Annotated in this window: 31 protein-coding genes; 12 read left to right on the top strand and 19 right to left on the bottom strand. The window is 46.8% G+C overall.

The annotated features are described in order from the left end of the window. Window positions 1–34 precede the first annotated feature (34 nt). The 13 genes from M988_RS10735 to rluE form a co-directional block, all read right to left on the bottom strand. Window positions 35–373, bottom strand: coding sequence for a helix-turn-helix domain-containing protein (locus tag M988_RS10735; protein ID WP_008813354.1), 339 nt, complete (start codon window positions 371–373; stop codon window positions 35–37). Further along, window positions 366–767 carry a type II toxin-antitoxin system RelE/ParE family toxin gene (locus tag M988_RS10730; protein ID WP_064574098.1) on the bottom strand — a complete coding sequence of 134 codons (402 nt, stop codon included), beginning with the start codon at window positions 765–767 and terminating at the stop codon, window positions 366–368. Before M988_RS10730 ends, M988_RS10735 begins: the two co-directional genes overlap by 8 nt. A gap of 297 nt (window positions 768–1,064) precedes the next feature. After that, entirely contained in the window at window positions 1,065–1,826 is a 762-nt protein-coding gene (locus tag M988_RS10720) for a GntR family transcriptional regulator (protein ID WP_008813356.1), read from the bottom strand. A gap of 196 nt (window positions 1,827–2,022) precedes the next feature. Beyond that, on the bottom strand, window positions 2,023–3,393 hold the full coding sequence (purB, locus tag M988_RS10715) for an adenylosuccinate lyase (protein ID WP_004090115.1): 1,371 nt from the start codon (window positions 3,391–3,393) through the stop codon (window positions 2,023–2,025). Between the two features lie 70 nt (window positions 3,394–3,463). Then, on the bottom strand, window positions 3,464–4,090 hold the full coding sequence (gene hflD, locus M988_RS10710; protein ID WP_008813358.1) for a high frequency lysogenization protein HflD: 627 nt from the start codon (window positions 4,088–4,090) through the stop codon (window positions 3,464–3,466). A 170-nt stretch (window positions 4,091–4,260) separates the two neighbouring features. Continuing rightward, window positions 4,261–5,319, bottom strand: a complete 1,059-nt coding sequence (locus M988_RS10705) for a GGDEF domain-containing protein (RefSeq protein WP_008813359.1) — start codon at window positions 5,317–5,319, stop codon at window positions 4,261–4,263. Between the two features lie 158 nt (window positions 5,320–5,477). Then, window positions 5,478–6,581, bottom strand: coding sequence for a tRNA 2-thiouridine(34) synthase MnmA (gene mnmA / locus M988_RS10700; protein WP_008813360.1), 1,104 nt, complete (start codon window positions 6,579–6,581; stop codon window positions 5,478–5,480). A 150-nt stretch (window positions 6,582–6,731) separates the two neighbouring features. Further along, entirely contained in the window at window positions 6,732–7,415 is a 684-nt protein-coding gene (locus M988_RS10695) for an anti-sigma factor (RefSeq protein WP_039187718.1), read from the bottom strand. Then, window positions 7,412–7,975, bottom strand: coding sequence for an RNA polymerase sigma factor (locus M988_RS10690; protein ID WP_008813362.1), 564 nt, complete (start codon window positions 7,973–7,975; stop codon window positions 7,412–7,414). Before M988_RS10690 ends, M988_RS10695 begins: the two co-directional genes overlap by 4 nt. 62 nt (window positions 7,976–8,037) lie before the next feature. Then, entirely contained in the window at window positions 8,038–8,622 is a 585-nt protein-coding gene (locus tag M988_RS10685) for a fasciclin domain-containing protein (protein ID WP_064574096.1), read from the bottom strand. A 195-nt stretch (window positions 8,623–8,817) separates the two neighbouring features. Then, window positions 8,818–9,285, bottom strand: coding sequence for an NUDIX hydrolase (locus M988_RS10680; RefSeq protein ID WP_039187720.1), 468 nt, complete (start codon window positions 9,283–9,285; stop codon window positions 8,818–8,820). Between the two features lie 9 nt (window positions 9,286–9,294). Beyond that, window positions 9,295–10,230, bottom strand: coding sequence for a hypothetical protein (locus M988_RS10675; RefSeq protein ID WP_064574244.1), 936 nt, complete (start codon window positions 10,228–10,230; stop codon window positions 9,295–9,297). 108 nt (window positions 10,231–10,338) lie between these two features. Then, window positions 10,339–10,962 (bottom strand): 23S rRNA pseudouridine(2457) synthase RluE, encoded by a 624-nt coding sequence (rluE, locus tag M988_RS10670; RefSeq protein ID WP_008813366.1) that lies wholly within the window; start codon window positions 10,960–10,962, stop codon window positions 10,339–10,341. Between the two features lie 229 nt (window positions 10,963–11,191). On the opposite strand from rluE, the gene icd reads away from it, so the two are divergent. Beyond that, a complete protein-coding gene (icd, locus tag M988_RS10665) occupies window positions 11,192–12,445 on the top strand; it encodes an NADP-dependent isocitrate dehydrogenase (protein ID WP_004090093.1) in 1,254 nt (417 codons plus the stop codon). Window positions 12,446–12,833: 388 nt separating this feature from the next. Here icd and M988_RS10660 read toward each other — a convergent pair whose 3' ends face one another. Then, the gene (locus M988_RS10660) at window positions 12,834–13,292 is read right to left on the bottom strand and encodes a GNAT family N-acetyltransferase (RefSeq protein WP_008813367.1); all 459 of its coding nucleotides are present in this window, start codon (window positions 13,290–13,292) and stop codon (window positions 12,834–12,836) included. A gap of 488 nt (window positions 13,293–13,780) precedes the next feature. Between M988_RS10660 and M988_RS22975 the strand changes: the two genes are divergently transcribed. Then, complete coding sequence (locus M988_RS22975; RefSeq protein WP_167390522.1) at window positions 13,781–13,942, top strand: hypothetical protein; 162 nt, start codon at window positions 13,781–13,783, stop codon at window positions 13,940–13,942. Window positions 13,943–14,157: 215 nt separating this feature from the next. Here M988_RS22975 and M988_RS10655 read toward each other — a convergent pair whose 3' ends face one another. Together M988_RS10655 and M988_RS10650 are read right to left on the bottom strand one after the other, a co-directional pair. Continuing rightward, a complete protein-coding gene (locus tag M988_RS10655) occupies window positions 14,158–14,436 on the bottom strand; it encodes a hypothetical protein (RefSeq protein ID WP_008813369.1) in 279 nt (92 codons plus the stop codon). 170 nt (window positions 14,437–14,606) lie between these two features. Beyond that, window positions 14,607–15,113: a phenolic acid decarboxylase gene (locus M988_RS10650; protein ID WP_008813370.1), complete on the bottom strand. Its 507-nt coding sequence runs from the start codon at window positions 15,111–15,113 to the stop codon at window positions 14,607–14,609. Window positions 15,114–15,210: 97 nt separating this feature from the next. Here M988_RS10650 and M988_RS10645 point away from each other — a divergent pair, with 97 nt between their 5' ends. The 6 genes from M988_RS10645 (at window position 15,211) to umuC (ending at window position 20,233) form a co-directional block, all read left to right on the top strand. Beyond that, window positions 15,211–16,071, top strand: a complete 861-nt coding sequence (locus M988_RS10645; RefSeq protein WP_064574093.1) for a LysR family transcriptional regulator — start codon at window positions 15,211–15,213, stop codon at window positions 16,069–16,071. Window positions 16,072–16,251: 180 nt separating this feature from the next. Further along, a complete protein-coding gene (locus tag M988_RS10640) occupies window positions 16,252–16,791 on the top strand; it encodes a DUF2058 domain-containing protein (protein WP_004090084.1) in 540 nt (179 codons plus the stop codon). Window positions 16,792–17,050: 259 nt separating this feature from the next. Next, window positions 17,051–17,533, top strand: coding sequence for a cold-shock protein (locus tag M988_RS10635; RefSeq protein ID WP_004090082.1), 483 nt, complete (start codon window positions 17,051–17,053; stop codon window positions 17,531–17,533). A 177-nt stretch (window positions 17,534–17,710) separates the two neighbouring features. Beyond that, window positions 17,711–18,307, top strand: a complete 597-nt coding sequence (locus M988_RS10630) for a serine acetyltransferase (protein WP_064574090.1) — start codon at window positions 17,711–17,713, stop codon at window positions 18,305–18,307. Window positions 18,308–18,545: 238 nt separating this feature from the next. Further along, complete coding sequence (gene umuD, locus M988_RS10625; protein ID WP_039186882.1) at window positions 18,546–18,965, top strand: translesion error-prone DNA polymerase V autoproteolytic subunit; 420 nt, start codon at window positions 18,546–18,548, stop codon at window positions 18,963–18,965. Then, window positions 18,965–20,233 (top strand): translesion error-prone DNA polymerase V subunit UmuC, encoded by a 1,269-nt coding sequence (gene umuC, locus M988_RS10620; protein WP_064574089.1) that lies wholly within the window; start codon window positions 18,965–18,967, stop codon window positions 20,231–20,233. The genes umuD and umuC overlap by 1 nt, the downstream gene beginning before the upstream one ends. 63 nt (window positions 20,234–20,296) lie before the next feature. Here the strand turns inward: umuC and M988_RS10615 are convergent, their stop codons facing one another. Beyond that, complete coding sequence (locus M988_RS10615) at window positions 20,297–20,875, bottom strand: cytochrome b/b6 domain-containing protein (protein ID WP_064574081.1); 579 nt, start codon at window positions 20,873–20,875, stop codon at window positions 20,297–20,299. Window positions 20,876–21,247: 372 nt separating this feature from the next. On the opposite strand from M988_RS10615, the gene M988_RS10610 reads away from it, so the two are divergent. Further along, complete coding sequence (locus M988_RS10610; RefSeq protein ID WP_008813376.1) at window positions 21,248–21,595, top strand: antibiotic biosynthesis monooxygenase family protein; 348 nt, start codon at window positions 21,248–21,250, stop codon at window positions 21,593–21,595. Between the two features lie 145 nt (window positions 21,596–21,740). Here the strand turns inward: M988_RS10610 and M988_RS10605 are convergent, their stop codons facing one another. Continuing rightward, complete coding sequence (locus tag M988_RS10605) at window positions 21,741–22,667, bottom strand: DMT family transporter (RefSeq protein ID WP_064574080.1); 927 nt, start codon at window positions 22,665–22,667, stop codon at window positions 21,741–21,743. Window positions 22,668–22,771: 104 nt separating this feature from the next. On the opposite strand from M988_RS10605, the gene M988_RS10600 reads away from it, so the two are divergent. After that, window positions 22,772–23,677, top strand: coding sequence for a LysR family transcriptional regulator (locus M988_RS10600; protein ID WP_008813378.1), 906 nt, complete (start codon window positions 22,772–22,774; stop codon window positions 23,675–23,677). Window positions 23,678–23,834: 157 nt separating this feature from the next. Beyond that, a complete protein-coding gene (locus tag M988_RS23255) occupies window positions 23,835–23,966 on the top strand; it encodes a hypothetical protein (protein WP_020303774.1) in 132 nt (43 codons plus the stop codon). Window positions 23,967–24,031: 65 nt separating this feature from the next. Here M988_RS23255 and M988_RS10595 read toward each other — a convergent pair whose 3' ends face one another. Next, the gene (locus M988_RS10595) at window positions 24,032–24,475 is read right to left on the bottom strand and encodes a GNAT family N-acetyltransferase (protein ID WP_008813379.1); all 444 of its coding nucleotides are present in this window, start codon (window positions 24,473–24,475) and stop codon (window positions 24,032–24,034) included. Between the two features lie 301 nt (window positions 24,476–24,776). Between M988_RS10595 and M988_RS10590 the strand changes: the two genes are divergently transcribed. Further along, entirely contained in the window at window positions 24,777–26,228 is a 1,452-nt protein-coding gene (locus M988_RS10590; protein ID WP_064574079.1) for a methyl-accepting chemotaxis protein, read from the top strand. The last annotated feature ends 6 nt before the right edge of the window (window positions 26,229–26,234 follow it).

The following is a 26,234-nucleotide window of genomic DNA, read 5'->3' as shown; positions in this document are numbered from 1 at the left end:
GCCCAGTCTCCTTCAAGCACGACTCAAGCAAGCACTACTCAATAATCAATCGTGCTCGCTTGCCGGTCATTGTTAACATGCCGACAAGCGAGTCGATAGTGAATTTATCGGTCTTTTGATTAACAACATCTGACACTCTAGGACGAGAGATATTCAAGATCTCAGCGGCGGCACTCTGCTTGAGATTGTTTGTGGTAATCCACTGGGTGATTTCAACCATCAGCATGACTTTCATCTCAAGTTCTGCACTAATTTGTGCCAGAGATTCGGCCTGTAATTGCGTGGCTGTAACGCTAGAAAAACCTAACTCGGTAAAAATATTCCCATCGGCTGGCGTGAGGTGACGAGATTTAACATCAATATGATCAGCCATGTTTGAGACTCCTTTCTTTGATGATTTCTTGGTAGCGCAATGCCACGATTTCATTGTCTTTCTGCGATGTTTTTTGTGTTTTTTTAACAAAACAGTGCAGCACATAAATGCATTCGTGGAACGTAGCAACATATATGATGCGGTGCTGGTTGTTGTCTTCGTTGATACGAATCTCAGTCACGCCAGCGCCTAAATCGTTTCTTGGCTTCCAATGCCTAGCTTCCAGCCCGTGTTGCACGCGATGTAGCTCAAACCCTGCGATTTTCTTTACGCTCTCAGAAAACGAAATTAACGTTTTGCGAGAGGAGCCCCGCCAGTCAATGGGTTTAACGACAGGAGAAATATGCAGCCCTGACAGCGTGATAGCAATGAAAGTCCTTTTTGATGTATGCATCGTGCGCGTCCTTGTGTATAAAATTTTATACAAATCTGTGCGTTTGGCAAGCACAACGTTTAAAATGGAGGAAAATAGTTTGCGCTGATCTAGCGGTAAAGCAGGGTAAGACGGATAAGGCCGAAGATCTCGGTGTAATGAGGTTGGTGATAAATATCTGCGAGGTTATACGCGAGGATGTGTGACAAAATGAGCTAATGCTAAGCATATTTTGCGAGCGGCTTTGCAGGATGCGAAAAATAAAACGCCATCCACGTTATCCTTAGATGGCGCTATTTTTTTGTGACAACGTAACGGTTAGTCTTCAGTAGAGTATTCGTACATATCACCACGGCAATAGTTAATGCTGTACTCCAGCGGTCGTAGTTCGTGATCGAGCAGGGTTTGACGAATCACTAGCATCGCGGAAGGCTCTTTAATCAATAATTTCTCGCGCAGTTCATTATCAGCTAAACAGGCGCTTATTTGGCTATAGAGTTTGCCAAATTGAATTCGGCGACTGCGCAGATAGTCATACAGTGAGTTACCAATTTGTTCCACGTCATCAATAGCATCTTCAACTACGTAGGAGATCGCGACAGAAACCGGGCTATGGTCAACGGTGCGAATACGCTCAAGGCGAAACACCGGGCTATTTTGTGGAATACTGAGTTTTTCAGCCACGCTAACAGAAGCGACAACGCGCTCGCGTTTTAGCCATACGGAACCGGGGATACGTCCTTGCAAATTAACTTCGCCTGAGAATCCTTTAATGGTGGCGAGTGAGTATGCCAGCGGCGGAGTTGGCACATTCTTCACCATGGTGCCAAAGCCTCGGCCTCGCCCGATGATGTCGTCCTGTTCTAAACATGCCAGCGCTTTACGGACGGTAATTCGTGAAATTTTCAATGCGTCAGTAAAAGCACGTTCGCTGGGGAGAAAGTCTCCCGGTTTCACGATCCCTTGATCGATGGCTTCACGTAGAGACTCATTAAATCTCAGATAAATTGGCATTGAGCCCGTTTGGGCAATATCTTGCTGTAATTTATTCAATAATTGCTGGCTATTTTCAGCGCTCATAGCTTTGAACGTCCGGATTATTGGTATGGATTAAGACTGATGAGATTCTCAGTGTAGACCGTGATTTCAGATAGCAGAAGGAAAAAAGCGTGATTTCGTGGAGGAGGGAGGTATTGATAGACAAACGGTGTGTGATTGAATAAAAACTGCCCACCGAAGTGAGCAGTTTGAGTGAATGCATGAGGTAGATACGGGACTACTTCAGCTTATCCACCAAAGTGATAGCCTCGCCGATATAGTTGGCTGGCGTCATCGCTTTCAGGCGAGTTTTTTCTTCATCAGGTAGTGCTAAACCATCAATAAAGGCCTGCATTCCTGCTGCATCGACGCGTTTACCACGGGTTAGCTCTTTCAGCTTCTCATAAGGCTTTTCAATACCATAACGGCGCATCACGGTTTGAATCGGCTCAGCCAAAACTTCCCAGTTATGATCCAGTTCATCCAATAGATGATCGCGGTTCACTTCCAGTTTGCTGATCCCTTTCAACGTCGACTGATAGGCAATCAGTGCATAACCCAAGCCAACGCCCAGATTACGCAAGACGGTGGAGTCTGTAAGGTCACGCTGCCAACGAGAAACCGGCAGCTTAGATGCAAGGTGACCTAATACCGCATTTGACAGACCCAGATTGCCTTCGGAGTTTTCGAAGTCGATTGGGTTTACCTTGTGTGGCATGGTCGACGAACCAATTTCGCCAGCGATAGTTTTCTGCTTGAAGTGGCTGAGCGCGATATAGCCCCAGATGTCACGATCGAAGTCGAGCAGAATGGTGTTGAAACGTGCTACGCAGTCGAACAGTTCAGCAATGTAATCATGCGGTTCGATTTGAGTCGTGTACGGATTCCATTGAATGCCCAGTGAGGTGACAAACTCTTCACTGAACTGATGCCAGTTGACTTCAGGATAGGCGACTAGGTGCGCATTATAATTGCCGACGGCACCGTTAATTTTGCCGAGAATATCTACTTTCTCTAACTGGCGGAACTGGCGCTCCATACGGTATGCCACGTTGGCAAACTCTTTACCGACGGTGGACGGCGTTGCTGGCTGACCATGGGTGCGAGACAGCAGAGGAATATCGCGATACTCCTGAGCTAGACCGGCGATGGCGTCGATAATTTTGCGCCACTGCGGCTTGATAACTTCTTCGCGGGCGGTGTTCAGCATCAGCGCATGAGACAGGTTGTTAATGTCTTCAGAAGTGCAGGCAAAATGGATGAATTCAGATACCGCATGCAGCGCAGGGACTTCGGCAACTTTCTCTTTCAAAAAGTATTCGACGGCTTTGACGTCATGGTTGGTAGTGCGTTCGATGGTTTTAATGCGCTGAGCATCTTGCTCGCTGAATTCGGCAACGATTTTATCAAGGTAAGCGTTTGCGTCGGCGTCAAAAGACGGAACTTCGCGAATTTCTGCACAGGCTGCCAATTTTTGCAGCCAGCGTACTTCTACCTGCACACGGAACTTCAGCAGACCATATTCACTGAAAATCGGACGTAGCGCGGTGACTTTATCGCCATAGCGGCCGTCAATCGGTGACACTGCGGTCAGAGAGGATAATTCCATCGGTAGCAACTCCTGAGGGATTGAGGTGGATAATCAAATCGATAAAACGTCCGGTGGAATACCACCGGAACTAGCAATGCGTGAGTAAATTTTGTGCCATCTGGAACAGGCGATTACGTGAAAACATCAGCTGTAAACGGCCACCGCCGACCTGTTGCCACAGAATACCTGAACGGATCCCCGCCAGCAGTGCAGCGCGCACTTTGGCTTGAATCAGCGGATTTTGCAGGATGGTTGGCGACCCTGTGACCTGAATACGTGGTCCTAAAGGGCTAACGACATCCACATAGATCGAGGCCAGAGAGCTGACTATGGTTTCTGACTCGAGGTCAAAGTGGGCGAGTTGACGGTCTAAAACGCTGATGCGTTCAGACAGTGTTTGCATAGCGCTATTGTTGGCAAACAGCTTGCGTTCCAACACCATCAAACTTAGGCAGTAGCGGGTCAATTCTGCGCCAGGTCCCTGGCGATTAGCATTCAACACGTTCAGCAGTGTTTCAAGACCCAGCTTGAGGTCGCGCTCGTGATCGCCAAATACGGCGAGCGTAGAAGGCGGGTTAGTTTGAAGAATACTGTTTAGCGACGTTCTCATTGCGGTGTTATCGCATTGACCTTCATGTGCCAGCTGTTGAACCAGACGAGCTGATTGACAGATACCGGCTAATGCCAAGGTGATGTCGTAGTAATTCTTCGCCACGGAGACTCCTGTATGCGCGGGCAAGGACAAAATTAACACGAGTCTGAAAACCCGTGTATAAATTTAAGGGCAGATCATGCCACAAAGCAGGGCTTAAACACAGAGGCAATCCACACCAGTGTGGTCATTTGGCTTGGTTCTGTTCAACGTAGAGAGGTGTTGGCACGTTTTTACCCCAAAACAACCTTATTTTTACCGGTATGCTTTGCCTGATACAGTGCATTATCGGCTCGATTGAGAGTTTCTTCTACTGTTGACGTTTTGCCATCATAGAGGCTGATCCCAAAGGATGCTGTGACATGTATTTTAGGGCCATGCGATAAGAAAAATTTTCGGTTGCTGATGGATAAGCGGATACGTTCACAAATCTGGAAAGCACGATTCAAATCGTCGTGGTGGATAATAATCGCAAACTCTTCACCACCAAAGCGGGCAATAAAGTCGCTTGAACGAGTGATGAGGTTCATGAGCTCAGCCACTTCAACCAGTACCTGATCGCCAGCCAAGTGGCCGTAGGTATCGTTCACCAATTTGAAATTATCGATGTCGATCATCACTAAGCAGCAAGGGGTCCGGGATTTGGACAGCGCCTGTAACTGTAACTCCAATGATTGTCGATTATGCACTTTTGTCATGGCGTCACGTAAAGATTCGGCGCGCACTTTAAAAAACGCATCCACGCTGCGGCGTTTAATTGATAAGGTCTGGTAGCACACCAGTAGGCAAAGAAATGAAACGGCTTGATAAACCAGAATATCGATGACGTTGCCTTGTGTATGTAAAAACGGCAAGACAACCACGATGCGATAAAGGGTTATAAGAATAATTGTCTTGAGATAGGTGCGAAAAGTATTGCGTTTCCACACGCGGGCGAGTAGCAACGGGATCAGCATTACCGCCAGCAGAAGATTATCTAAGACGAAACCGCCGGTCGTGGCAAAGTTTACAAACCATGCGGTGATACCCGCAATGCCTCCACCAAAGAAGGTGACCAGCAGCATAGGTACGATCTCAAAGCTGTAATACACTTCGGACGTAAAATACATCTTGCTGCGCGTCAGATAGAGTGAAATCAATCCCGCCACCAGACCGAACAAAATCCTGCGGCTTAATGACGACGTCGCGCTTAATGCATTCTGTTTGCTTAGCACAAAATAGGTCACAGACAGCGAAGCATAAGTGACACAGGCATTTATATAGAGAACATCAAGCGACTGTAGCGGATTCATCGTTTATCTCTGATTAGTATTAGTCAGAATATTCTCAGTCTAGCACGTGAGTTTCAACCGCAATTTTAGAAAGGGTACGTGGATAAATGTCTGAATTCTGTCAATAAGCAAACAGGAGAGCTTATTTTGCTCTCCTGTGCGTGGGGGTAGGCTGAATTTTAGTCGATGATGCGCTGTTCTATCACGCCGCCACCAAGGCACACTTCGTCAATATAGAATACGGCTGATTGCCCCGGTGTGACGGCCGCAACAGGTTCGTCGAAGCGGACTTCAATGCGCTCGTCATCAATAGGGGTGACGGTACAGGCAATGTCCGGTTGGCGATAACGCGTTTTCACCACACAGCGGAATGGTTCGGTCACGGTTTTACGATCGACCCAGTGCAATTGCTGAGCAATCAAACCCTGAGAATAGAGACTTGGATGATCGTGGCCTTGAGCGACTAGCAGAACATTATTTTCCAGATCTTTTTCCACCACGTACCATGGATCTTCGCCGCCATCTTTAGTACCACCGATACCTAATCCTTTACGCTGACCGAGCGTGTGATACATCAGCCCCTGATGTTGGCCGATCTCTTCACCGTCGACGGTCATGATTTTGCCCGGCTGCGCGGGCAAATAGCGACCAAGGAAATCACGGAACTTGCGTTCACCGATGAAGCAAATTCCGGTGGAGTCCTTTTTCTTCGCCGTAGCTAGGTCCAGTTGTTCTGCAATTTTGCGGACTTCTGGCTTTTCCAACTCCCCAACAGGGAACAGGCTTTGTGCCACCTGCTCATGGCTCAAGGTATAAAGGAAATAACTTTGGTCTTTATTGGTGTCAACTCCACGCAGTAATTGTGTCGTGCCATCGATATCTCGACGGCGAACATAGTGGCCGGTGGCGATGTAATCTGCGCCTAAATCCTCGGCGGCAAACTCAAGAAATGCTTTAAATTTGATCTCTTTGTTGCACAGGATATCTGGATTTGGTGTGCGACCCGCTTTGTATTCTGCCAAAAACAGTTCAAAGACATTATCCCAGTATTCGGCCGCAAAATTGACGGTATGCAGCTCGATACCCAGCTTGTCACATACTGCTTGAGCATCTGCTAAATCGGTTGCCGCAGAGCAGTATTCTTCGTTGTCGTCTTCTTCCCAGTTCTTCATGAACAGGCCAGCAACCTGATATCCCTGTTGTTGTAATAGATAGGCGGATACGGAGGAATCAACGCCGCCGGACATCCCGACGATCACTTTTTTCTGGCTGTTATCTGACATGAGACTCTCACAGTCTGAGTGGAACACAAATTTAAGGGGCGGATTTTAGCACGAAAGCAGGGCATGGAAAAAGCTCCATACCTTATTTTCTAGACGACTGGTCTAACAGGGGCGGCTCGCGAAATTAGGCATCCTTGCCTGTCAGCATTATTACAGCTGAATACTGCCGCTAAACAGTACTTTGCCGGTCGGTTGGCCGGTAGGTGAACCGCCGCGTGGCTCTAAGCTAATCGCGAGTAAGCTGCCGTTAATGATAGGTTTGCCTAAAGCGGACACCGCACTCAACGCTGAGTTGCTGATAATACCCATCGAAATAGGTTTGCCGCCTTGGGGAATTGCCCAAAGTTCTAAACTGCGATTGCTTGGAATATTTAGACCGCGTGGTGGCATCAAGGTCAAAGCGTGGCTATTGGGATTGAGACTCACCAACCAACGCATACCGTTGTCTTGAGCGGCGAGTACCGCGACTTCGGCGGGCGGGGTGGATGGTTTCACCAGCGTTCTCGGTAGCAATACGAGCAAAAGACATGCAGCAGCTAATGCAGTGACGCCAATCCAGCCGTGGCGTTTCAGCCAGTGTGATTGAATGCTAGTGACGTTGTCACTTTCAATATCTAACCGTTTACTGATATTTTGCCAAACATGTGCAGGTGGCTGGATCGGGCGGTACAATTCATCCAAAGGCGCTAGGCCATTTTGCCAACGCAGTACGCGTATTTGCAGCTCGGGATCTTGCGCTAGCCATTGCTCAAAGCGAGTGCGTGCTGAACCCCGTAGGGTGCCAATCACATATTCCCCAGCGAGATGATCCAGATGTTCGCTACGTGGAATCATAGTCCTAAGCATCCTTTTAGCTGCTCTAGCCCTCGCCGTATCCAGCTTTTAATGGTGCCTAACGGTTGGCGGAGAAATTCGGAAACCTCAGCATGCGACATGCCTTGATAGTAGGCTAGAACCACCGTTTGCTGCTGGTCTGAAGGTAATCCGGAGAGGCACTGTTTCAATCGCAGATTCTGTACCCCGTCATGGATATGTTGCAGCGGATCGTCGTTAACAAACGCGCTGCTTACCAGCGTATCTAACTCGTCGTCACCGGTGATTTCATAGCGTGCGTTACCTGTACGCAGACCGTCAATGGCACGGTTGCGCACGATATGTGTTAGCCATGTCTGCGGACTGCTTAGACCAGGCTGATAGCTAGCGGCTTTGTGCCAAATAGTGATAAAGCTTTCTTGCAGAATATCTTGCGCCCAAGCTGCGTTTTTGAGGATTTGCAGGGCAACTGAATAAAGACGCGGCGACGTCTGACGATAGAGCTCTTCAAAGGCCGCTCGATTGCCCCGAGCAGCCTCCTGAATGAGCCGTGTTAGATTCTCAATATCGTCACTATTCATGGTCAAACCTTGCGCAGAGAAGCCTGTTGCAAAGTATAGACTCAAGTTTCTGCGTGACGGTTTTATTTAGGAAGAAGCACCTTATCAATCACATCAATCACCCCGTTCTTCTGCTGAACATCGTAGGTGCTGATATTCGCAACTCCACCATTGGCATCTTTGATCTGGATATTGTGAGGGCCGTTTTGCATTAACCAAATTTCCTGACCGTTCACCGTTTTTAACATCGTTTGGCCGTGGCCTGCGTGGATCTTTTTCTCGAGCGATTTCATATCCAGTGCGCCGGGGACAACATGATAAGTGAGTATCGCAACCAGTTTGGCTTTATTCTCCGGTTTCAACAGAGTTTCGACGGTACCCGCTGGTAGCGCGGCAAAAGCGGCGTTAGTCGGTGCAAATACGGTGAATGGACCTTTTCCTTGCAGCGTATCAACCAAACCACTGGCTTTGACTGCGGCCACTAAGGTTGTGTGATCTTTGGAGTTCAACGCATTTTCAACGATATTTTTTTGCGGGTACATGGCTGCGCCGCCAACCATCGTGGTTCCTCCCGACATCATGGAGGCTTCATTCATGTTTTGTGCCAATGCAGATGCGCCACATACCAGCAGGGAAGTGCAGAGTAGAGTACGGGTAAACATTTTCATGATGTGTTCCTTATGAGTAGGAGAAAAGTCAGGCTCTGTGCCTCACATACTCATATACGGATGAGATACTGGATTGGATGCAAGAAAACGAAACTATTTTTAAAATAGTTTTGTCAACGCTGACGATGCGAAGGAGAACTCGGTGGAGTTATTGACGATGGTGGACAATAGCCCGCCGAGTTTATCTGGGAGAGACTAGATAGTCGTGACGGGCGGTTTAGATTGCCAGCCAAAAGTCGCTAGAATTTCCAGCGGATAGCGCTCTGGACGCTGATAACGCAAAATGCTTTCGCGTACCAAAGGCGAGCGTAGCCGATCGCTATGAATAATTTCATCAGCGGTGAGCCATAGGCAACGATCAATATCGTCGTCTTGCGGCTGAGTCTCGGGCTGCTCGGGTAAATCGATGGCAAAGGTAAAACGTAAAAATGGCGTATTATCGGGAGCTATCCACTGATACATTTGCAGTAGGTGCTGAGGTTGAGCACGAACTCCCGTTTCCTCCCACAATTCACGTACGGCTGCCTCTAGCAGTGTTTCATCGGCTTCCAGATGGCCAGCTGGCTGATTCCATGTAGGTTTGCCGTGGACGGTTTCTTCCACAATCAAAAAACGATCTTGCGATTGCACCACGCAGGCGACGGTAACGTGTGGTTTTAGCATATTGTTCCTTTATTCCTCAGTGTCATCAAATAAGTCTGGCCAGGTGATTTTTCCGCTCTGCTTATTAATATCAATATAAGCCACGGCAGGCGATGTTTCTGGATCGCCAGCGCCGCGGCATTGGTCAGACTGATGGTCTTCGCGAACCTTGATTTGGATGTTTTTTTCGTCGTTCCAGCTTTCATAGAAAGTACATTGATAGTCGTTACGCAATGCCAGCGTGATTACCCGTGATGCTTTATCCGTCGATAAAGGGTTGATATCGTCGCGATAACTATCGCCGCTGTTGAGTGGCTGCAGGCGCGATTTTTTCAGCCAACCTCGTACGATACGATGATCGGCGGTGTAATAAACGGATTCGACAAAATCATCGTCGGATTGCTCCTGTGTGGCAATCGTGTCGCCCTCAACTAAGAAAACGGTATTGCTACGGCACTGCTCATTTGGCATTGAGTAGAACCACGCCCGCTCGCTTCCCTGTATTTGGTAATGATTATCTGACGCGGGAGCCGTGCTTTTCCGCGTCGGCATCGCGCCATTCGCCCACTTTTGGCATGTAGGGGGCACAGGCAATGGATTTGCTAGCGGTGCTAAGCCTGCGGCGGTGATCCAACCAGTGGCAAATACGCCTTTGGTATCACGATAGCGGACATAGTAAAACGGTCGCTTTGATGCGTCGTCTATGCCTCCCGATTCGGTATACCGTACTGAGCCCCTGAGTATTTCTACCGTATTGCCGTGCACTAAAAATGCAGGAAGTTGGCAGCCAGAAGCGGGGGCAGAGTAAAAGTGTAGACGAGTATCGCTTGTTTTCACCTGAGCAGAGTCATAGCGATAGCTCGCTTCTCCGGCGGCCATTCCGGCGATAGCGTCACAATCCGTCTGGGCAAAACAGAGTGACGATATGCCGCATAACACTATTGCAACGAGAGTGCGTTGATACATATCTTTATCTTCCATGACAAACGCGAAGGCCAAAATCACCCGCGGTATTATGGAGAAAGTTAACCTTCAGCAGTCGCATGGCGTGACAATATTTTGTCGTGCACAGAACTACGCCGGCATCTCCCGCCATTCTCCGTTAGCCAGATTGTCCAGAGTGTAGTCGCCCATCGAATACCGGATTAGGCGTAATGTAGGGAAACCGATGTGTGCGGTCATTCGGCGCACTTGTCGGTTACGTCCTTCGAACAGTATAACTTTTATCCATGCGGTAGGAATTGATTTCCGTTCGCGGATCGGGGGATTACGTGGCCATAGCCATTCTGGCTCAGCAACGATTTCTATACCGGCGGGCAGCGTCATGCCATCTTTCAGTTCAAGTCCTTGGCGGAACTGTGCCAAAGCAGCGTCATCTGGCACGCCTTCCACCTGAACATAATAGACTTTCCCTGTTTTCTGACCTGGCTGGGTGAGTTGGGCCTGCAACTTACCATCGTTGGTTAACACCAATAGGCCTTCGCTGTCGCGATCGAGTCGACCAGCGGCATATACGTCAGTTAAAGGGATAAAGTCTTTCAAAGTGGAGCGTCCAGCCTCATCGGTGAACTGTGGTAGAACATCAAAAGGCTTATTGAATATAACCACCTTTCGTGGCCCGCGAGGGCGCTTAACCGCCGCAGCAGAACGAGTGCTGAATCGGTTAACTTTGTGATTTCTAACAGGGAATTTTGACATAGTATTCATCATGACGAATGGTAGAAACATTATAACTGAAATCGTATTCCGATTGGCTACGGACAATATTTCAAGTAATATTGACAGGTATCTTACATTGCATTAACAAAAGGCGGCATTTTTTACAATTTACGCCTTAGCTAAATCAAGCAGTTACCGTACAAAAAACAATAGACTCAGGTTTATGGGTAGCGAACTTTACTAAGTACTTGCGCTGAAGGAGAGGTTAATGGAAAGCAAAGTTGTTGTTCCGGCTGAAGGTAAGAAAATTACGGTTGATGCTCAGGGGAAACTGGTTGTTCCGCATAACCCGGTGATTCCGTTCATTGAAGGTGACGGTATCGGTGTTGACGTTACTCCTGCGATGATCAAAGTGGTCGACGCGGCCGTTAACAAAGCCTACAAAGGCGAACGCAAAATCTCTTGGATGGAAATCTACACCGGCGAGAAATCGACTCAGGTTTATGGCAAAGACGTATGGTTACCAGAAGAAACGCTGGATCTGATTCGTGATTACCGTGTAGCGATCAAAGGCCCTCTAACCACTCCTGTTGGCGGCGGCATTCGCTCTCTTAACGTGGCATTGCGCCAGCAGCTCGATCTGTACATCTGTCTGCGTCCAGTGCGTTACTATCAGGGCACGCCAAGCCCAGTTAAGCAGCCAGAGCTGACCGACATGGTCATCTTCCGTGAAAACTCGGAAGACATCTATGCTGGTATCGAATGGAAGGCTGACAGCGCCGAAGCCGATAAAGTGATCAAGTTCCTGCGTGATGAAATGGGCGTGAAAAAAATTCGCTTCCCAGAGCACTGCGGCATCGGCATTAAACCTTGCTCTGAAGAGGGCACTAAGCGTCTGGTTCGAGCGGCAATCGAGTATGCGATTACCAACGACCGTGATTCTCTGACGCTGGTTCATAAAGGCAACATCATGAAGTTCACCGAAGGCGCATTTAAAGACTGGGGATACCAGTTGGCGCGTGAAGAGTTCGGCGGTGAGCTGATCGATGGCGGCCCATGGGTAAAAATCAAGAACCCGAAAACGGGCAAAGACATCATTGTTAAAGACGTTATTGCTGATGCGTTCCTGCAACAGATCCTGCTCCGCCCAGCGGAGTACGACGTTATCGCGTGTATGAACCTGAACGGCGACTATATCTCCGATGCCTTAGCGGCACAGGTTGGTGGTATCGGTATCGCACCAGGGGCAAACATCGGTGACGAATGCGCGTTGTTCGAAGCGACCCACGGCACAGCACCTAAGTATGCGGGTCAGGACAAAGTGAACCCTGGTTCAATCATCCTCTCTGCAGAGATGATGCTGCGTCACATGGAATGGTTCGAAGCGGCTGACCTGATTGTTAAAGGCATGGAAGGCGCGATCGCAGCCAAGACCGTGACCTATGACTTCGAACGTCAGCTAGAAGGCGCTAAACTGCTGAAATGTTCAGAGTTTGGTGACGCGATTATTAAGCACATGTAATAATGCAAATGTAAACGGGGCTGTTAATGCCCCGTTGTTTCCTGTCGACACGCGAAAAAACTCGCGCGTAGCGGGTCTGACCAGATTTTTAATCTAAAAAGCCGTTGAAACCTCAGTAAGCAGGTCTGTACGTTAACAAGGGCGCTGCTTTCCTGCGTTCTGAATCCGCTGATACAATCACTTTCTCATTATCCCTGCCGCCTACTTGCAGTAACGGACGGGGCTGTACCGAGAGTCCAGCCGCGTGAACGGAAGCACGCCGGTATCTGTGCGGCCGTCATTGCCAGTATCTTGGCTGCAACGCTTCTGCTGTCTCTTGTTTATCAAAAATCCTTGCCAGTCAGTACAGCGCCAGTAGGCGACGTCGAGCCGTCAGGCGCGGTAAGACTCAGGCGTCCGTATACACCATGTCCTTATGGGGGATGCCGTCATCCAGATATTCACTGGACGCTGTTTTAAACCCGAATCCTTCATAGAATCTGACGAGGTGAGACTGCGCCGAGAGCTTTATCGCCTTGCGTGGCGCATGATCGTGGATAAGGGACATCGTTTCTTCCATTAGCCTGGCGCCCAGCCTCTGCCCCCTGAATGTATCATCAACAATCACCCGCGTGATTTTAGCCGCATCCGGAGAGTCATCCACATGCAGCACCCTGGCGTAGGCGACAAGCTTTTCGTTGCTGTAGCCAGCAACGTGGAGGGTACTCTCAGGCAGATCCTGTCCGTCAATATCCTGAAAAGGGCACGTCTGCTCCACGACAAAAACCGCGATGCGCAGTGCCAGAATATCATGCAGCTGCCGTGCGCTAAGGCTGCTGCCCCGCAATGCCTTCCAGCTTATTTCCATCTTTAATCCTTACATTATGACTTGAGCATTATATTACGGCCATGCCGCCCTTAACGCGTCCGACTGGCTAACACCAAAATCACCAGCAGGCCACCGAACCATCGTGATCCCCTCAGTGTAAACCACGCGGGTGCAGATAATTACCGCCCGTACTAAAAAGTACACCTATGACTTCGAATGTCAGCTAGAAGGCAGCTAAGCTGCTGAAATGTCAATGGTTTAGTAGCGCGATTATTAAGCACATATAATCGGGTAAATACTAAATATGTCAACGGGAGCCTAGTGCGACCGCTTTTTACTCAATTCCGATAGGGTATCAAATAAATAAGATTAATTAAGCTCTAAATTATCGCTTGTGATTATATAGCCTGCGTTGAAAACCTCATCTTGCCCATGATGCCATTCTTAGTTAAAGTTATTACTAAGCGTTGAATATATTGAGTATTACGCGGACGTTATTGATACAAGCATGAGATGATGGAGCTAAAATGAAGTATGTGTTTGCACTTATGCTGGGCATGGGATTATCAGGTTGTACTGCAAATGATTGGGTAGATGCTGCCAGCGGGATAATGCAAGCTACAGATAAACAAGAACAGGATGCAAGAAACAAACGTATAAAGGCTGCTAATAAAGCCGCGGGTTACTAGTATTTAAGCAATTAATTTACTCCTCTTTCTATAGAAAGAGTTACTGGCTTTAATCGATTTTGTTGCTTGCCAGATCCTTAAGATAGTTGCCAGTTTCTACTGGCCATGGAGCGAAGCGTGGGGGCGTATCTCTGGCCAATACCATAGTCGTAATTATGGCAGTTCAAAAAGCCCCATATTTAATGCAGGATTAGACCAGCACACAGTGCCAGTGATTATTTAAAATATTTGTCCAGCGGGTCGTGATGTCTGTATTTTCTATAGAAAAATAGCCAGTAGAAAAAGCCAAGAACAGCACCTAATCCGGCGAATTTTAGGAAAAGAATTTTACGGAAGCTTAGCAGTTCTGCAAATGAGTATGAACCCCTCCATATATCAATAATGCTGCCGGTTATCACCAGATCTGTAAAAAGAGCCATCAATGGCAGGGCGATGGCATATGCAACGATGAGGTAGAAAAGAGACGCTAGTCTAAGTTTGGTGTCTATATGCATTGTTTCCCTCCTGACAAATTAAACGGGAGGATAGCACAGTCAATCCACCGTACCGCTAGTAGGAATAACGGTGCTCAAACTTGCGGTTGAATGGCAACGTTCCGGTTTAGTAGCAAAACAAAAGAAACCGCTCACTACGACGGTTTCTTTTAAATTTAACGGGTTGTTATTTAACGCAGATTATCTGGAAAATTCTCCGGCAATTCACTCGCCGCGCAGGCAATCACATCATCATTATTCGCACCGCAGTCACGAATAAAGGTGATGGTGGCAAATTCATCAATAACCTCCGTCGGATAAGCCGGACCAGTATCACGGTACTGATTCATCAGCGGAATATGGTCATTCTGGAAACAAACCGTTTTTTCGGGGTTATTCATCACCCAACGTGGGAAGAAAATAGTGCCATGGAAGAGTTTATCCCCCAGGTTGACAATTAAGCTCACATCCGTCCCGGTTGGCTCCGTCCAGGATATTTTGTAAATATCCTTACCCACGCGGACAATATAAGCCCGCTGATCTTTGACCCAACGATTCCCTACCAAACCGCTGTGAATACGGTAGTCCAAGGTTTGTTCATTTTTGACATAAATTTCGTAGTTCCAGCCGTTATCGTAGGTGTACACCAGATGTTTACCGACAAAACCGCTTAAATCATGTTTATCAAAGTTGCTCATTTCAGGTCTCCTCTGTTCGATAAAATTAGTCTAATGCTTTAATATTTTGATGAATAGCGCTAATTTATGATGATATTAATCTAATAAGTGAATCATTATGAATAGAACCACGTTGGAACAATGGGCAATTCTGGATTGTGTCTTCACCACCGGAAGCTTTGCACGTGCCGCCGATACGCTACACCGAAGCCAGTCTTCTATTAGCTATAATCTCGCGCAACTCCAGACGCTACTGGGCGTGACGCTGTTGGTTCCAGAAGGGCGCCGTACTGTATTAACCCCAACCGGGGTCACGCTGCTGCGCCAAGTACGCCCACTCCTGAAAACATTTAGTTATGTGGAGGCTCAGGCAGCGACTCTGCAAGAAGGGATGCGATCGCAGCTTAATTTGGTGGTGGACGTTATCTATCCTCGGGAGCGCCTATTCTCTGCTCTGCAACAATTCCAACAACGCTGGCCGCATATTCGGGTGAGGCTAACGGAAGTCACAGAGAGCATGTTCCCCACCATGCCCGCAGTGGACGATGCTGACGTGATGATCGTGACCGACCGGCAAAATATTACCGGCCGGGGAGAGTGGCTAATGAACGTGGATTTTATTGCCGTGGCACATCGCGATCATCCGCTGCTGTCGGTATCCGGCACGTTGACCGAAGCACTACTCGGCAATTGGCCACGGGTACAAATAGCAGATGGCGGTAAAACGGCCTCAGGGGATAGCCACAACTGGGATTTCTCCACTCTGGATGCGGCGGCAGGCGCTGTCGTGGCCGGTCTTGGATATGGCTGGCTGCCGCAGGCCTATATTCACCAACAATTGGCGGCAGGCATACTGAAACCATTGCCCCTCAGCCACGGCACCCACCGTGTCACGCCTTTACACATCATCCTGCGTCAGGATGTTCCGCCGGATGAACCGGTCAGTTTCCTAATATCAGCCCTGAAAACGTCGCTGTAAACCACACCGCCACATGCGGCGCGCCTGTGAGCTCTTGATTACAGGCTTTACCTCCGTGCAACCGCATCCGGCATTGAGAACCATCTGGTGGCAGCGTCGATAAACACCTCTACAATCTGGCATAGCCTCAAGGAATACAGGTATAATCCCGTAAATTATTCAACGGATTTAGACAGCAAAATGACAAAACTCACCTTACAAGAGCAGATGCTAAAAGCGGGATTAGTGACCAGCAAAAAAATGGCCAAAGTCCAGAAAACGGCTAAAAAATCACGGGTGCAGGCGCGTGAAGCAAGAGAAGCGGTAGAAGAGAATAAGAAAGCACAGCTTGAGCGTGATAAACAGCTCAGCGAGCAACAAAAGCAGGCCGCTTTGTCTAAAGAATATAAAGCTCAGGTGAAACAGCTTATTGAAATGAACAAAATCGACATTTCAAAAGGCGATATTGGCTTCAATTTCACAGACAATAACGTCATTAAAAAAATAGAGGTGGATAAGGTCACACAAGCCCAACTGATTAGCGGTCGCCTCGCCATTGCCCGTTTGGTGATTGATAGCAGCGGGGAGAGCCAGTATGCAATCATTCCCGCGAGCGTCGCTGATAAAATTGCCCAGCGAGATGCGAGCAGTATCGTATTAAATAGTGCACTGAGTCAGGAAGAGCAGGATGAAGACGATCCGTATGCTGATTTTAAAGTGCCTGATGATTTGATGTGGTAATTAACGTTTTACTGGTGCTCATATATGAAAAGTCCTTCTGGGCTTTTCATTACATTTTTATGCCCAGCGAGTTCAAGGCAAACACAGATTCATTCTGGATAGCTAGCCGCATAGGCCAGAGATGTCAGAATTTCATCTCAAATGCGGGTACCTGTCTGCGATTTTCAGTCTCGTAAACCAAATGCATAGTCTGCGCAGCCATTGTGCTTTACACTGCGCGCTGTAAAAACTGAGTAGATAAACAATTAAGTAGGCGATAATGGCGATGAATGGAACGATCACAACGTGGTTTAAAGATAAAGGTTTTGGATTTATCAAAGATGAAAACGGTGATAACCGCTATTTTCATGTGATTAAGGTCGCCAATCCTGATCTGATTAAGAAAGATGCGGCGGTGACTTTCGAGCCCACCACGAATAACAAAGGCTTATCGGCTTATGCGGTAAAGGTTATACCGGAAAGTAAATATATCTATATTGCAGGCGAGCGGCTTAAGCTTACCTCAATCAAATCCTATCTGGTTTATAGCGAAGAAGTGCCTGCGGATAGCCGTATTGATAAAGAGAATACGGTGCTGTCTGTGGGGATATTGATGAATAATATCAAGCCGAAATCAGCCGCTAAACCAGATGAAATGCGTACGCTGAAAAAACTGGCGATCACAACCTTCCAAGGAGAGACGCTGATCTTCTCAGAAGATGAGATAGATGTGGACGCCACGGTGAAATTGTTGAAAGTCTGAAATAATTCAGGCTGCACCTGTGCCGGAGTTCAATGCCATTTACTAGGAGAATTCCGGCACCACTTGCTGATTACAGAGTGATTAGCTATACCATTTCTCACAAAATTACATTGCATTATTTTTTTGAACAGATATTATTCTAACTTATTAATTTAGCTAATTAAAATAAACAATCATATGAAACTCTTCTTTGTTTTTTTATATCTAATTTCAAATATAAATAGTGATTTAAGAAAGTCATGGGAAACTGAAATATTAAAAGGGAAATATAAGTTTTCTTGGCTAAGGCTATTTAAAGAGTATAGGAAGTCTAAAAAAAGTACAAATATGAATGCGATTTTCTGGTTTTGGTGGAGATTAGCAAATGCGATGTATCTCAGTGGTAATCGAAATTATAAAAAAGTAGCAAAAAGAATAAATAGAGACCTAATTTCAAACTTCAATGTGGATATAATGCTAGGGGCTATTATTGGAGACAATCCTTGGATAAATCATTTCTCGAATGTTGTGATAACAAATTTTGCGGTTATTGGAGATAATGTATCTATTAAACAAGGTGTTACCATTGGAGTGAAAAATATAAATGGAAGTCACTATTCAATAAACATTGGTAATAATGTCGATATTGGTGCTAATGCATGTATTATATCTGATGTTATTAAGATAGGTAATAATGTAACAATCGGAGCTCAGGCTTTGGTGTTATCAGATATACCAGATAATTCAATTTATATAAATAAAATAACTCCGGTTTTACTGCAGAAGAAACTCTGATGTTGTGATAAAACGAGATATTCATGAATGTATCTGAATGATTAAATGGATGTTTTCGAGCTAGGTATTTTTCTGCAGGCTGACGTTGGCTAATCAAGACAAGCCTCCGTACGAAATATTTAACTCCTTTCTAATCAGAACTTTCCTTCTACGTCGCTGGTTATCTCACTAGCGACCTCTTCTCATAACTGAAACCAAGTATTATACTGTATGCATATACATATATTGGTTTGACGTTATGAAATTTTATCCAGCCACCGTTTCCCAGCAGGCAATCCCACTGCCTCTCTATGACGATCGTGTACCTGCCGGTTTTCCAAGCCCCGCCGCGGATTACATCGATAAGCCTATTGATCTAAATGAGCTGCTGATTGCACATCCCGCCGCGACCTATTTTGTTCGTGTCGCTGGAGACTCGATGGTAGGGATCGGTATTTTTGACGGCTCGTTATTGCTGGTGGATTCGAGTATCAGGCCTAAGCACAACGACATTATCATTGCGTGTCTTGGTGGTGAGTTCACCGTAAAACGCTATGTCACGCACCCTAGAACGAGGCTTCTGGCTGAAAATCCCGCTTACCCGCCGATTGAGCTTCACGAGGGGGAGGATCTCGAAACATTTGGTGTAGTGAAATTTGTAATTAATGAGGCGCGATAGTGTTTGCTCTTGTTGACGTCAATAGCTTTTATGCCAGCTGTGAGACGGCGTTTCGCCCCGATTTACGTGGCCAGCCTATCGTTGTTCTATCGAATAATGATGGCTGTGTGATCGCTCGTTCCGTTGAGGCTAAAAAGCTCGGCATCACTATGGGGACGCCATACTTCAAGCTGCGCCAGCTATGTGAACAACACGGCGTCCATGTGTTTAGTAGCAATTATTCTTTGTATGGTGACATGAGTCGACGGGTTATGTCCTTGCTTGAAGAGATGGCTCCGCACGTGGAGTTGTATTCGATCGACGAGGCATTTCTGGATCTGCGTGGTGTGAATCATTGCCGAGATCTTGACGGCTATGGGCGTGAGATTCGAGAGCAAATTTGGTGGGGAACCCATCTCACCGTGGGAGTAGGGATTGCCCCAACCAAAACGCTGGCGAAATTGGCTAACCATGCGGCGAAACAATGGGGTAAGACCGGTGGTGTTGTTGTTTTGACCAACGAACTGCGGCAGAGAAAATTGATGGCTCTCATGCCAGTGGAAACGATTTGGGGCGTTGGCAGAAGGCTATCTAAATCGCTGCGAACAATAGGGGTTGATACAGCACTAAAATTGGCTGATATGAATTTAGCCTATGTACGACGTAATTACAGCGTAGTTCTTGAGAGAACGGTGCGTGAATTACGAGGTGAATCATGTTTGGGCATTGAGGAGATGCTTCCCACGAAGCAACAGATTCTATGTAGTCGCAGCTTTGGTCATCACATTACTGAGTATCAGGATATGAAAGAGGCTATCTGTAGCTATGCAGAAAGGGCCGCTGAAAAGCTCAGAGGAGAAAGTCAATTCTGCAAGCATGTGAGCGCCTTCATTAAAACATCACCATTTGCGGAACGGCATCCATATTACGGAAATTCAGCATCGGCCCAGCTCGAAACCCCCACCAATGACACGCGAGATATCGTCAAGCAGGCGCTCGCCTGTTTAGCGAAAATTTGGCAGCCAGATAAGCGTTATCAAAAAGCGGGGGTCGTGCTTGGTGATTTTTATGATCAAGGAGTCTTACAACTCAACTTGTTTGATGAGTTCGGCCCCAAGCCAAATAGTGAAGCGCTAATGAACGTTCTCGACGAGATAAATAAGAAAGGTCGCGGGAGGGTGTGGTTTGCCGGACAAGGCATTCAAAAAGGCTGGCAGATGAAGCGAAGTATGCTTTCGCCAGCCTATACAACGAGATTTAGCGATCTCCCTATTGTTATGGCTCACTAGTGAATCCCCTGATAGTGATAAAATAGGGCAGTGAGCACTCTACGTTGGCTTAGTGAGATCGAATTATTGCTTACCAAAGCGCCACATAATGAAGTGCAATATTCCCATTGAACCATGTGCGACGATATAGAACTCAATAAGTCCTGTAAGGGATTTGTGGATATCCTTCATATCTACGGCCCACGCTGAATTGAGTCTCCATAAAACAAACCATGTAAAGCCTGAGATAACGACGAGTGATAAGGCTCCTAGGCCCAAGCCCTGTACGCAGGTAGCCAGACCTCTAGGTTCACTTTCAGGCAGTTTGAAACGGGTTATCGTTTTTAGATCGCGTCTAATTTGGGTGAAATCGCCCCACAGATAGGGATAGAAATAACGAAAACCTCGGGTTGCTAAGCAATAGACGACCAGCGCGACGCATAAACATAGTAAAGCAATTCCGATGGCAATATGCATCCACGTGAAAAACTCAGTCAACAGATCGGAGCGAACTTGCTGCGTTGGTGTAAACCCCATGCCATTGCTATTGAGTATTTGAGTGATAACAAGAATTGCAATGGCTATGTGCAGGCATCGCAAAAAGAACTTTTGATATAAACCTAAGAAATGCCAAAAGTTACCTATTAACGTTGATATAGACATTTGATTTCCACGCTAGCCAGACTCGATATGGGGTAATCTTATATACTAAACATTAAGGTAAACTTAGGTGCATCTGATATAGCCAATTAAATATCACTTTTGTCTAAATAGTTAACACTGTGTCATGATCCCTTTGAGTAATGACAACTATTATTGTTTAGCTGATGATGGCAGCTAAAAGTTTCGACTTAAGCAGCCAGCGGCTTCTTATGCTTAGCGCCCTCAGATAACGATGCCGTTAGCTGGATTATATGAGGCCGGCGAGAAGTTGATTAATGAATTACAAAGTATGATGCCAATGCCACTATTGAACAGCATCTCGCTGGTTTTGGGCTGAGTGGTAATAATGAAATGTTTATATGAGGAGGGCACATGCCTACGTTTTTGACGAGTTTTATCTTTGATAAAAAAGAGTACGACGACGAGTTTTATGCTCTGGACGCAAAAATTGAGGCGTTCACTCAGGCGACACCGGGGTTTATTGGCATGGAGTCCTATGCAGATCCTAAAACTGGCCGTGTGATCAATAATTACTACTGGAGTAGTCGAAGTGCAATGGAGTTATTGATGAAAAACGTTGAGCACCTGAAGGCTAAAGAGCTCAGCGGTAAGTGGATCGCGGGATACCAAGTCATTATCGCTAAAATTGAAGGTGCCCATAATGACAATATGAGCCATCCATTGTCAGAGATTAAAATGCGTTATCAAGGTGAACAATAGGGGGCAGTCTGGCGTGGGATCGTTAAGGCTTACTATAACCAAAAGATTTCTGGCGAGAGTTTCTAACGGATGCCCGTGTGTTGAACATTGTTTCTGTTCTGCGTAGGCAAAAGACGCAGAACAGGGCGTTGTGCGGCTCTCAAGATTATTCAATGGTGCTAACGTGATTGTCTAACTTCGGCAAAGGATGTTTTGCCCGCGAACATAGCGCGATCCCACCAATAATGAAAAGGGCACTTATTCCATGATAGGTATGCAGAGGCGAATGCAGGAATAGCAGGCTAAATACGCCGCCGCTGAGTGGTATCAGATGTGAGAATATCTCCCCACGCGTTGCACCGATAGTGGTAATTCCTTTGTTCCATAGCAAATAGGAGAGCCAAGAAGGAAAAATGATCAGATAGATCAGTCCACTTAAAAACGTTGGTTGAGTATAAGCACTCATATCGGGAAGACCGTTTTCCGCTATGCTGATGAGCAATACAGGAATCAAAACGAGAGCACCTAATACCGCGCTGACGGTTACAAAAGCATTGCCTCTCACCTCGGCAGGTTTTATACGTAAGAATGCGCAATAAATAGCCCAACTGATGGCAGAGCCCATGGTCCACAAGTCTCCTCGGTTGAGTTTTTTCAATATATCCGCGTGAGCAATATCTCCCTGTAAGATTAACCAGATAACGCCTAGTGAACTTAAGGCTACGCCGGCGATATTTCGACTAGATATATGCTCTCTGAAAATAAAGCGATTTATCAGTAATACCATCGCGGGTGTGGTGGATAAATAGATAGCGGCATTAAGCGATGACGTGTATTGCAGACCGATATAGAGAGTTAGCGGAAATAATACTTGTCCGCAAAGAGCAAGGAATGCAATGGTACTAAATGATTTTTTCATCGCTGGCCACTGCGCTTTTACCTGGCGAAAATAGAGCGCAAGCAATAATAAAGCGGTGAAAATCCAGCGTGCCGAAGATAGAACGATGGGGTCTGCATGGGCGACTAATAAATGTCCAACAACGTAGTTTCCGCCCCAGAAACAGGCCGCTAGGCTGAGTAGAAAATAAGGCATAAATGCTCCAATAACGGGATGAATTTGTTACTGAAACAAGGTTACTGCGCATGCCATATGGGATGCTAATATAAACTTTCCATCCATCGGTATAGATTAAAACTATGAATTTTACGCTGAGGCAACTTGAGTTTTACATTGCGTTGGCTGAGACGTTGCAGATATCCAAAGCGGCCAGCCGATGTCATATCTCTCAGTCGTCAATGACGGTGTCGATGCGTAATCTGGAAGACGCGCTCAATAGCCAGTTATTTATACGACATCCAAAGGGCGTGAGTTTAACTTCAGCCGGCGAACGTTTTCTTAGCCATGCGCGTAAAATTATCGCTGATAGCCACGCTGCGCTGGAGGAGTTACATAATCAACCTGAGCTAGCTTCAGGTACAGTGCGTATTGGGCTGGCTGAAACGCTTTCTGCATATCTGATACCGACGATTCTGAGTGATATCCAAAACCGTTTCCCGTTGATGGAAATTATTTTTGAAGAGGCGACATCACCGGTGCTGGTCAATGCGCTACGGGAAAACCAGCTCGATTTTTGCTTGTTATTGACGTCGAATATTAAGCACGATGACGATCTGAAGATTGAAACTTTTATCCGTTCCCCCAGAAAACTATGGACGCCGATTGGACATCCATTGCAGAGCCAATCCGTGGTTAATCTTAGCGATGTTGAGAAAAGCCCATTTCTGCTGCTGATAACAGATGAATATCCGGAAGTGATTCAGGACTATTGGCAGGCGCGTGGCTGTGTGCCCGATATTCAATTTAGAACCAACTCGTTTGAGGCGATTCGCAGTCTAGTGGCCCAGGGTAAAGGCGTCACAATTTTGTCCGATCTCGTTTATCGACCTTGGTCACTGGAGGGGCTTCGGGTTATGCGCCGAACAATCGACGACTGTGTTACCTATATGGATGTTGGCGTTGTAAGCACATTATCCAAGCCTTTTTCTCCTGATTGTCAGCGGTTGGTGGATTTTCTACGCCAAAGGATTACTCGTCTGAATTAAGCCAGCAAATGTCTCGGTATCCTCATCTCGATATTGAAAACGGGGCAGATGTAAAAACTATTCACAAAGTGAATTAACTTAATATTTGCAGGTTCCCCGGCATTTTTGCCGAAAAAAACGCGATATGATCTTGACCCGTTTTACAGTCGGAGATGCGATGAGGCTACTCAAAGAGATTTTTCGCAGTCGGTTAGTGGGATATTTAGTGGGGCTGCTCGCGGCTATTGCGTTTGGCTTCAACCCTATTGAAGTACCCGAAGAGGATGAGAAACTTACGCGTGATAAATAGAGAATCTGTTTAGAAGGCCACCATCAGGTGGCCTTTAACATTTCAGGCGAGTGGCGCCATCGAGATCAGCTCACCATTTTATTATAAACAAAGAACTGTGTATCTCGTACGTAACCCTCTTTTTCGTATAGCGCCTGAGCTCGCACATTGTCCGTTGCGGTGCTCAGCATGATAAACGCAGAATCGGTTTCGGTTGCAAGCTGGTCAGCTCTTGCTAACAGCATCTGAGCCACACCTTCTTTTCTGGCTTCAGGCGCGACAAAGAGATCATACAACAGCCAAATGCGTTTCATCTCCAGCGAGCAGAACAGTGGATATAGCTGAGCGAACCCTACTGGCATCCCGTCTTTTTCCACAAAATAGATGACTGACTCATGATTTCTCATTCTCTCCGTGAGAAATTTTTCAGCTTTTTCGGCGGATTCATCGACCTGATAAAATGCTCTGTAACCAAGATAGAGCGGAAGGATTTTTTGTACGTCTTGCAACTGTGCTGTGAATAGTTTCATGGAAATAATTCCTTCTTTGGATGTTATGAGAAGGATAGCGCCGCTATTTAGTTTACGTTAGTGATAGTCAGTAAATGAAACTTTATGCGTTCGCTTGGCGGGGAACCACGTAAAGACAAATGCACATATTAGATAGGCGCGTCAGCCGTTTATTTCGAAACGAACGAATAGACTTAGCGGCTAATTCTACAGGGAAAACAGACAATAATTTTTTCTCCGTTGCCGCTAAAAGCATCTACGCTTGATTAGAAAGTAGCTTCCAGAATTAGTAATTCTACTCACAGACAGTGTGGATGAAATAATGGCGACAGTGACGATTTTGCATAGCAGAAATGAGCCGTCAGAGATGGTTTCACTCGAACAGATTTACAGGCGGGCTGATTTGCTGATGTTTTTTTTGGTATGGGGCCTATTGGTTATCTCGGCGGGTGTCGGCTGGTATTACGATCATTTGACTACCGCCCTCATCGTGGGCAGCATATTGGCCTTTAGTTCATCGTTGATAAAATTTCTTTTCCCCGGCAAATTAATCACTCGCTTATTCTTTGCCTTCATCCTGCTCGCTTTTGCCGCCTTACTTATCCAATTAGGCGAAGGGGAGACAGAATTCCACTTCTCGGTGTTTGTGCTACTTTCGGCACTGTTGGCGTACCGCGATTATCGCCCTTTACTAATAGGAGCGGCGACGGCGGCGGTTCACCATCTATTGTTTAACTACCTACAGGAAAATGATCTCTACGGCATTGTATGCTTTATGCATCCAGGGCTACACATGGTGATTTTTCACGCATTATTCGTGGTGGCGCAAACAGCAATGCTAATTTTTATTGCGGTGAATATGGCGCGTGATGCGCGCTCTGCTAGTGAGGTCGCTCAGTTAGCCGCGCATATTAATCGCGAGTCAGGCTGTTTAACGCTCGATAATGAGGCACCTATAAACCATTCACCTTTTGCGCGAACATTTAGCACAACGTTGAACACCATGCGTCATACCCTTGCTCAAGTGAGCCGTGGGATTTCAATGGTGCAGGGTGGGTCAGAAAGTCTGATGAGACAAAATTCCGCGCTGTCACAGCGTACGGAGGAGCAAGCTTCGGCTCTTGCCGTGGTGGCGAGCGCGATGGAACAGCTAACGTCTGTTTCCGCACACACCAGTGAAAAAGCGCTGTTGGCACAGGAACTTTCAGCGAAAGTCACTGCGGTGGCCGCTTGCGGCGGCGAGAGTATCACCTCGGCTATCCACACGATGGCACAGATCAAAGAGGAGTCTCTGCGCATTGGCAATATTCTGGAGATTATCGATGGCATTGCCTTCCAAACCAACATTCTTTCGCTAAATGCTTCGGTAGAGGCGGCTCGCGCAGGCGAGCATGGTAAAGGATTCTCCGTCGTGGCGACTGAAGTCAGAATGCTCGCATTGAGCTGTGAAAATGCAGCCAAAGAGATACGGCAATTGATTGCTGTATCAATGGATTGTACCCAAAAAGGGTCGAGTCAAGTGGCGGCGGCAGGGGAAACGATGCAGGAAGTGATGCGGGCTATTGGCCGTTTGGCGCAGTTGGTGGATGAGTTATCGACCATGAGTGTTCAGCAGCGAGCCAGTATTTCACAAATGCATATCAGTATTACAAGTATCGATGCCAGCGTGCAGGAAAATGTTAACCACGTGGCTGAGACCGTGAGAGTCGCCCAGCAGCAAGGACATCAGGCTGATGCTTTAAAGCAGGCCATTTCGGTATTTCGTTTGGCATAACGTTTC

The organism is Hafnia paralvei ATCC 29927 (assembly GCF_001655005.1).
Classification (GTDB): Bacteria; Pseudomonadota; Gammaproteobacteria; order Enterobacterales; family Enterobacteriaceae; genus Hafnia; species Hafnia paralvei.
Note: the sequence above shows the minus strand (reverse complement) of the source record. Positions and strands in the feature narration are given on the sequence as shown.

Coding starts and splice junctions, on each gene's coding strand:
- M988_RS23255 (WP_020303774.1), top strand. CDS start 23,835: ATGAGGCTACTCAAAGAGATTTTTCGCAGTCGGTTAGTGGGATATTTA.
- M988_RS10680 (WP_039187720.1), bottom strand. CDS start 9,285: ATGCTAAAACCACACGTTACCGTCGCCTGCGTGGTGCAATCGCAAGAT.
- M988_RS10630 (WP_064574090.1), top strand. CDS start 17,711: ATGAAACTCTTCTTTGTTTTTTTATATCTAATTTCAAATATAAATAGT.
- M988_RS10600 (WP_008813378.1), top strand. CDS start 22,772: ATGAATTTTACGCTGAGGCAACTTGAGTTTTACATTGCGTTGGCTGAG.
- M988_RS10590 (WP_064574079.1), top strand. CDS start 24,777: ATGGCGACAGTGACGATTTTGCATAGCAGAAATGAGCCGTCAGAGATG.
- M988_RS10695 (WP_039187718.1), bottom strand. CDS start 7,415: ATGATTCCACGTAGCGAACATCTGGATCATCTCGCTGGGGAATATGTG.
- M988_RS10635 (WP_004090082.1), top strand. CDS start 17,051: ATGGCGATGAATGGAACGATCACAACGTGGTTTAAAGATAAAGGTTTT.
- M988_RS10685 (WP_064574096.1), bottom strand. CDS start 8,622: ATGAAAATGTTTACCCGTACTCTACTCTGCACTTCCCTGCTGGTATGT.
- purB (WP_004090115.1), bottom strand. CDS start 3,393: ATGGAATTATCCTCTCTGACCGCAGTGTCACCGATTGACGGCCGCTAT.
- M988_RS10675 (WP_064574244.1), bottom strand. CDS start 10,230: ATGTATCAACGCACTCTCGTTGCAATAGTGTTATGCGGCATATCGTCA.
- M988_RS10640 (WP_004090084.1), top strand. CDS start 16,252: ATGACAAAACTCACCTTACAAGAGCAGATGCTAAAAGCGGGATTAGTG.
- M988_RS10730 (WP_064574098.1), bottom strand. CDS start 767: ATGCATACATCAAAAAGGACTTTCATTGCTATCACGCTGTCAGGGCTG.
- M988_RS10605 (WP_064574080.1), bottom strand. CDS start 22,667: ATGCCTTATTTTCTACTCAGCCTAGCGGCCTGTTTCTGGGGCGGAAAC.
- M988_RS10595 (WP_008813379.1), bottom strand. CDS start 24,475: ATGAAACTATTCACAGCACAGTTGCAAGACGTACAAAAAATCCTTCCG.
- M988_RS10705 (WP_008813359.1), bottom strand. CDS start 5,319: ATGAATCCGCTACAGTCGCTTGATGTTCTCTATATAAATGCCTGTGTC.
- umuD (WP_039186882.1), top strand. CDS start 18,546: ATGAAATTTTATCCAGCCACCGTTTCCCAGCAGGCAATCCCACTGCCT.
- M988_RS10645 (WP_064574093.1), top strand. CDS start 15,211: ATGAATAGAACCACGTTGGAACAATGGGCAATTCTGGATTGTGTCTTC.
- M988_RS10650 (WP_008813370.1), bottom strand. CDS start 15,113: ATGAGCAACTTTGATAAACATGATTTAAGCGGTTTTGTCGGTAAACAT.
- M988_RS22975 (WP_167390522.1), top strand. CDS start 13,781: ATGAAGTATGTGTTTGCACTTATGCTGGGCATGGGATTATCAGGTTGT.
- icd (WP_004090093.1), top strand. CDS start 11,192: ATGGAAAGCAAAGTTGTTGTTCCGGCTGAAGGTAAGAAAATTACGGTT.
- mnmA (WP_008813360.1), bottom strand. CDS start 6,581: ATGTCAGATAACAGCCAGAAAAAAGTGATCGTCGGGATGTCCGGCGGC.
- rluE (WP_008813366.1), bottom strand. CDS start 10,962: ATGTCAAAATTCCCTGTTAGAAATCACAAAGTTAACCGATTCAGCACT.
- M988_RS10735 (WP_008813354.1), bottom strand. CDS start 373: ATGGCTGATCATATTGATGTTAAATCTCGTCACCTCACGCCAGCCGAT.
- M988_RS10660 (WP_008813367.1), bottom strand. CDS start 13,292: ATGGAAATAAGCTGGAAGGCATTGCGGGGCAGCAGCCTTAGCGCACGG.
- M988_RS10610 (WP_008813376.1), top strand. CDS start 21,248: ATGCCTACGTTTTTGACGAGTTTTATCTTTGATAAAAAAGAGTACGAC.
- M988_RS10720 (WP_008813356.1), bottom strand. CDS start 1,826: ATGAGCGCTGAAAATAGCCAGCAATTATTGAATAAATTACAGCAAGAT.
- M988_RS10655 (WP_008813369.1), bottom strand. CDS start 14,436: ATGCATATAGACACCAAACTTAGACTAGCGTCTCTTTTCTACCTCATC.
- M988_RS10690 (WP_008813362.1), bottom strand. CDS start 7,975: ATGAATAGTGACGATATTGAGAATCTAACACGGCTCATTCAGGAGGCT.
- M988_RS10615 (WP_064574081.1), bottom strand. CDS start 20,875: ATGTCTATATCAACGTTAATAGGTAACTTTTGGCATTTCTTAGGTTTA.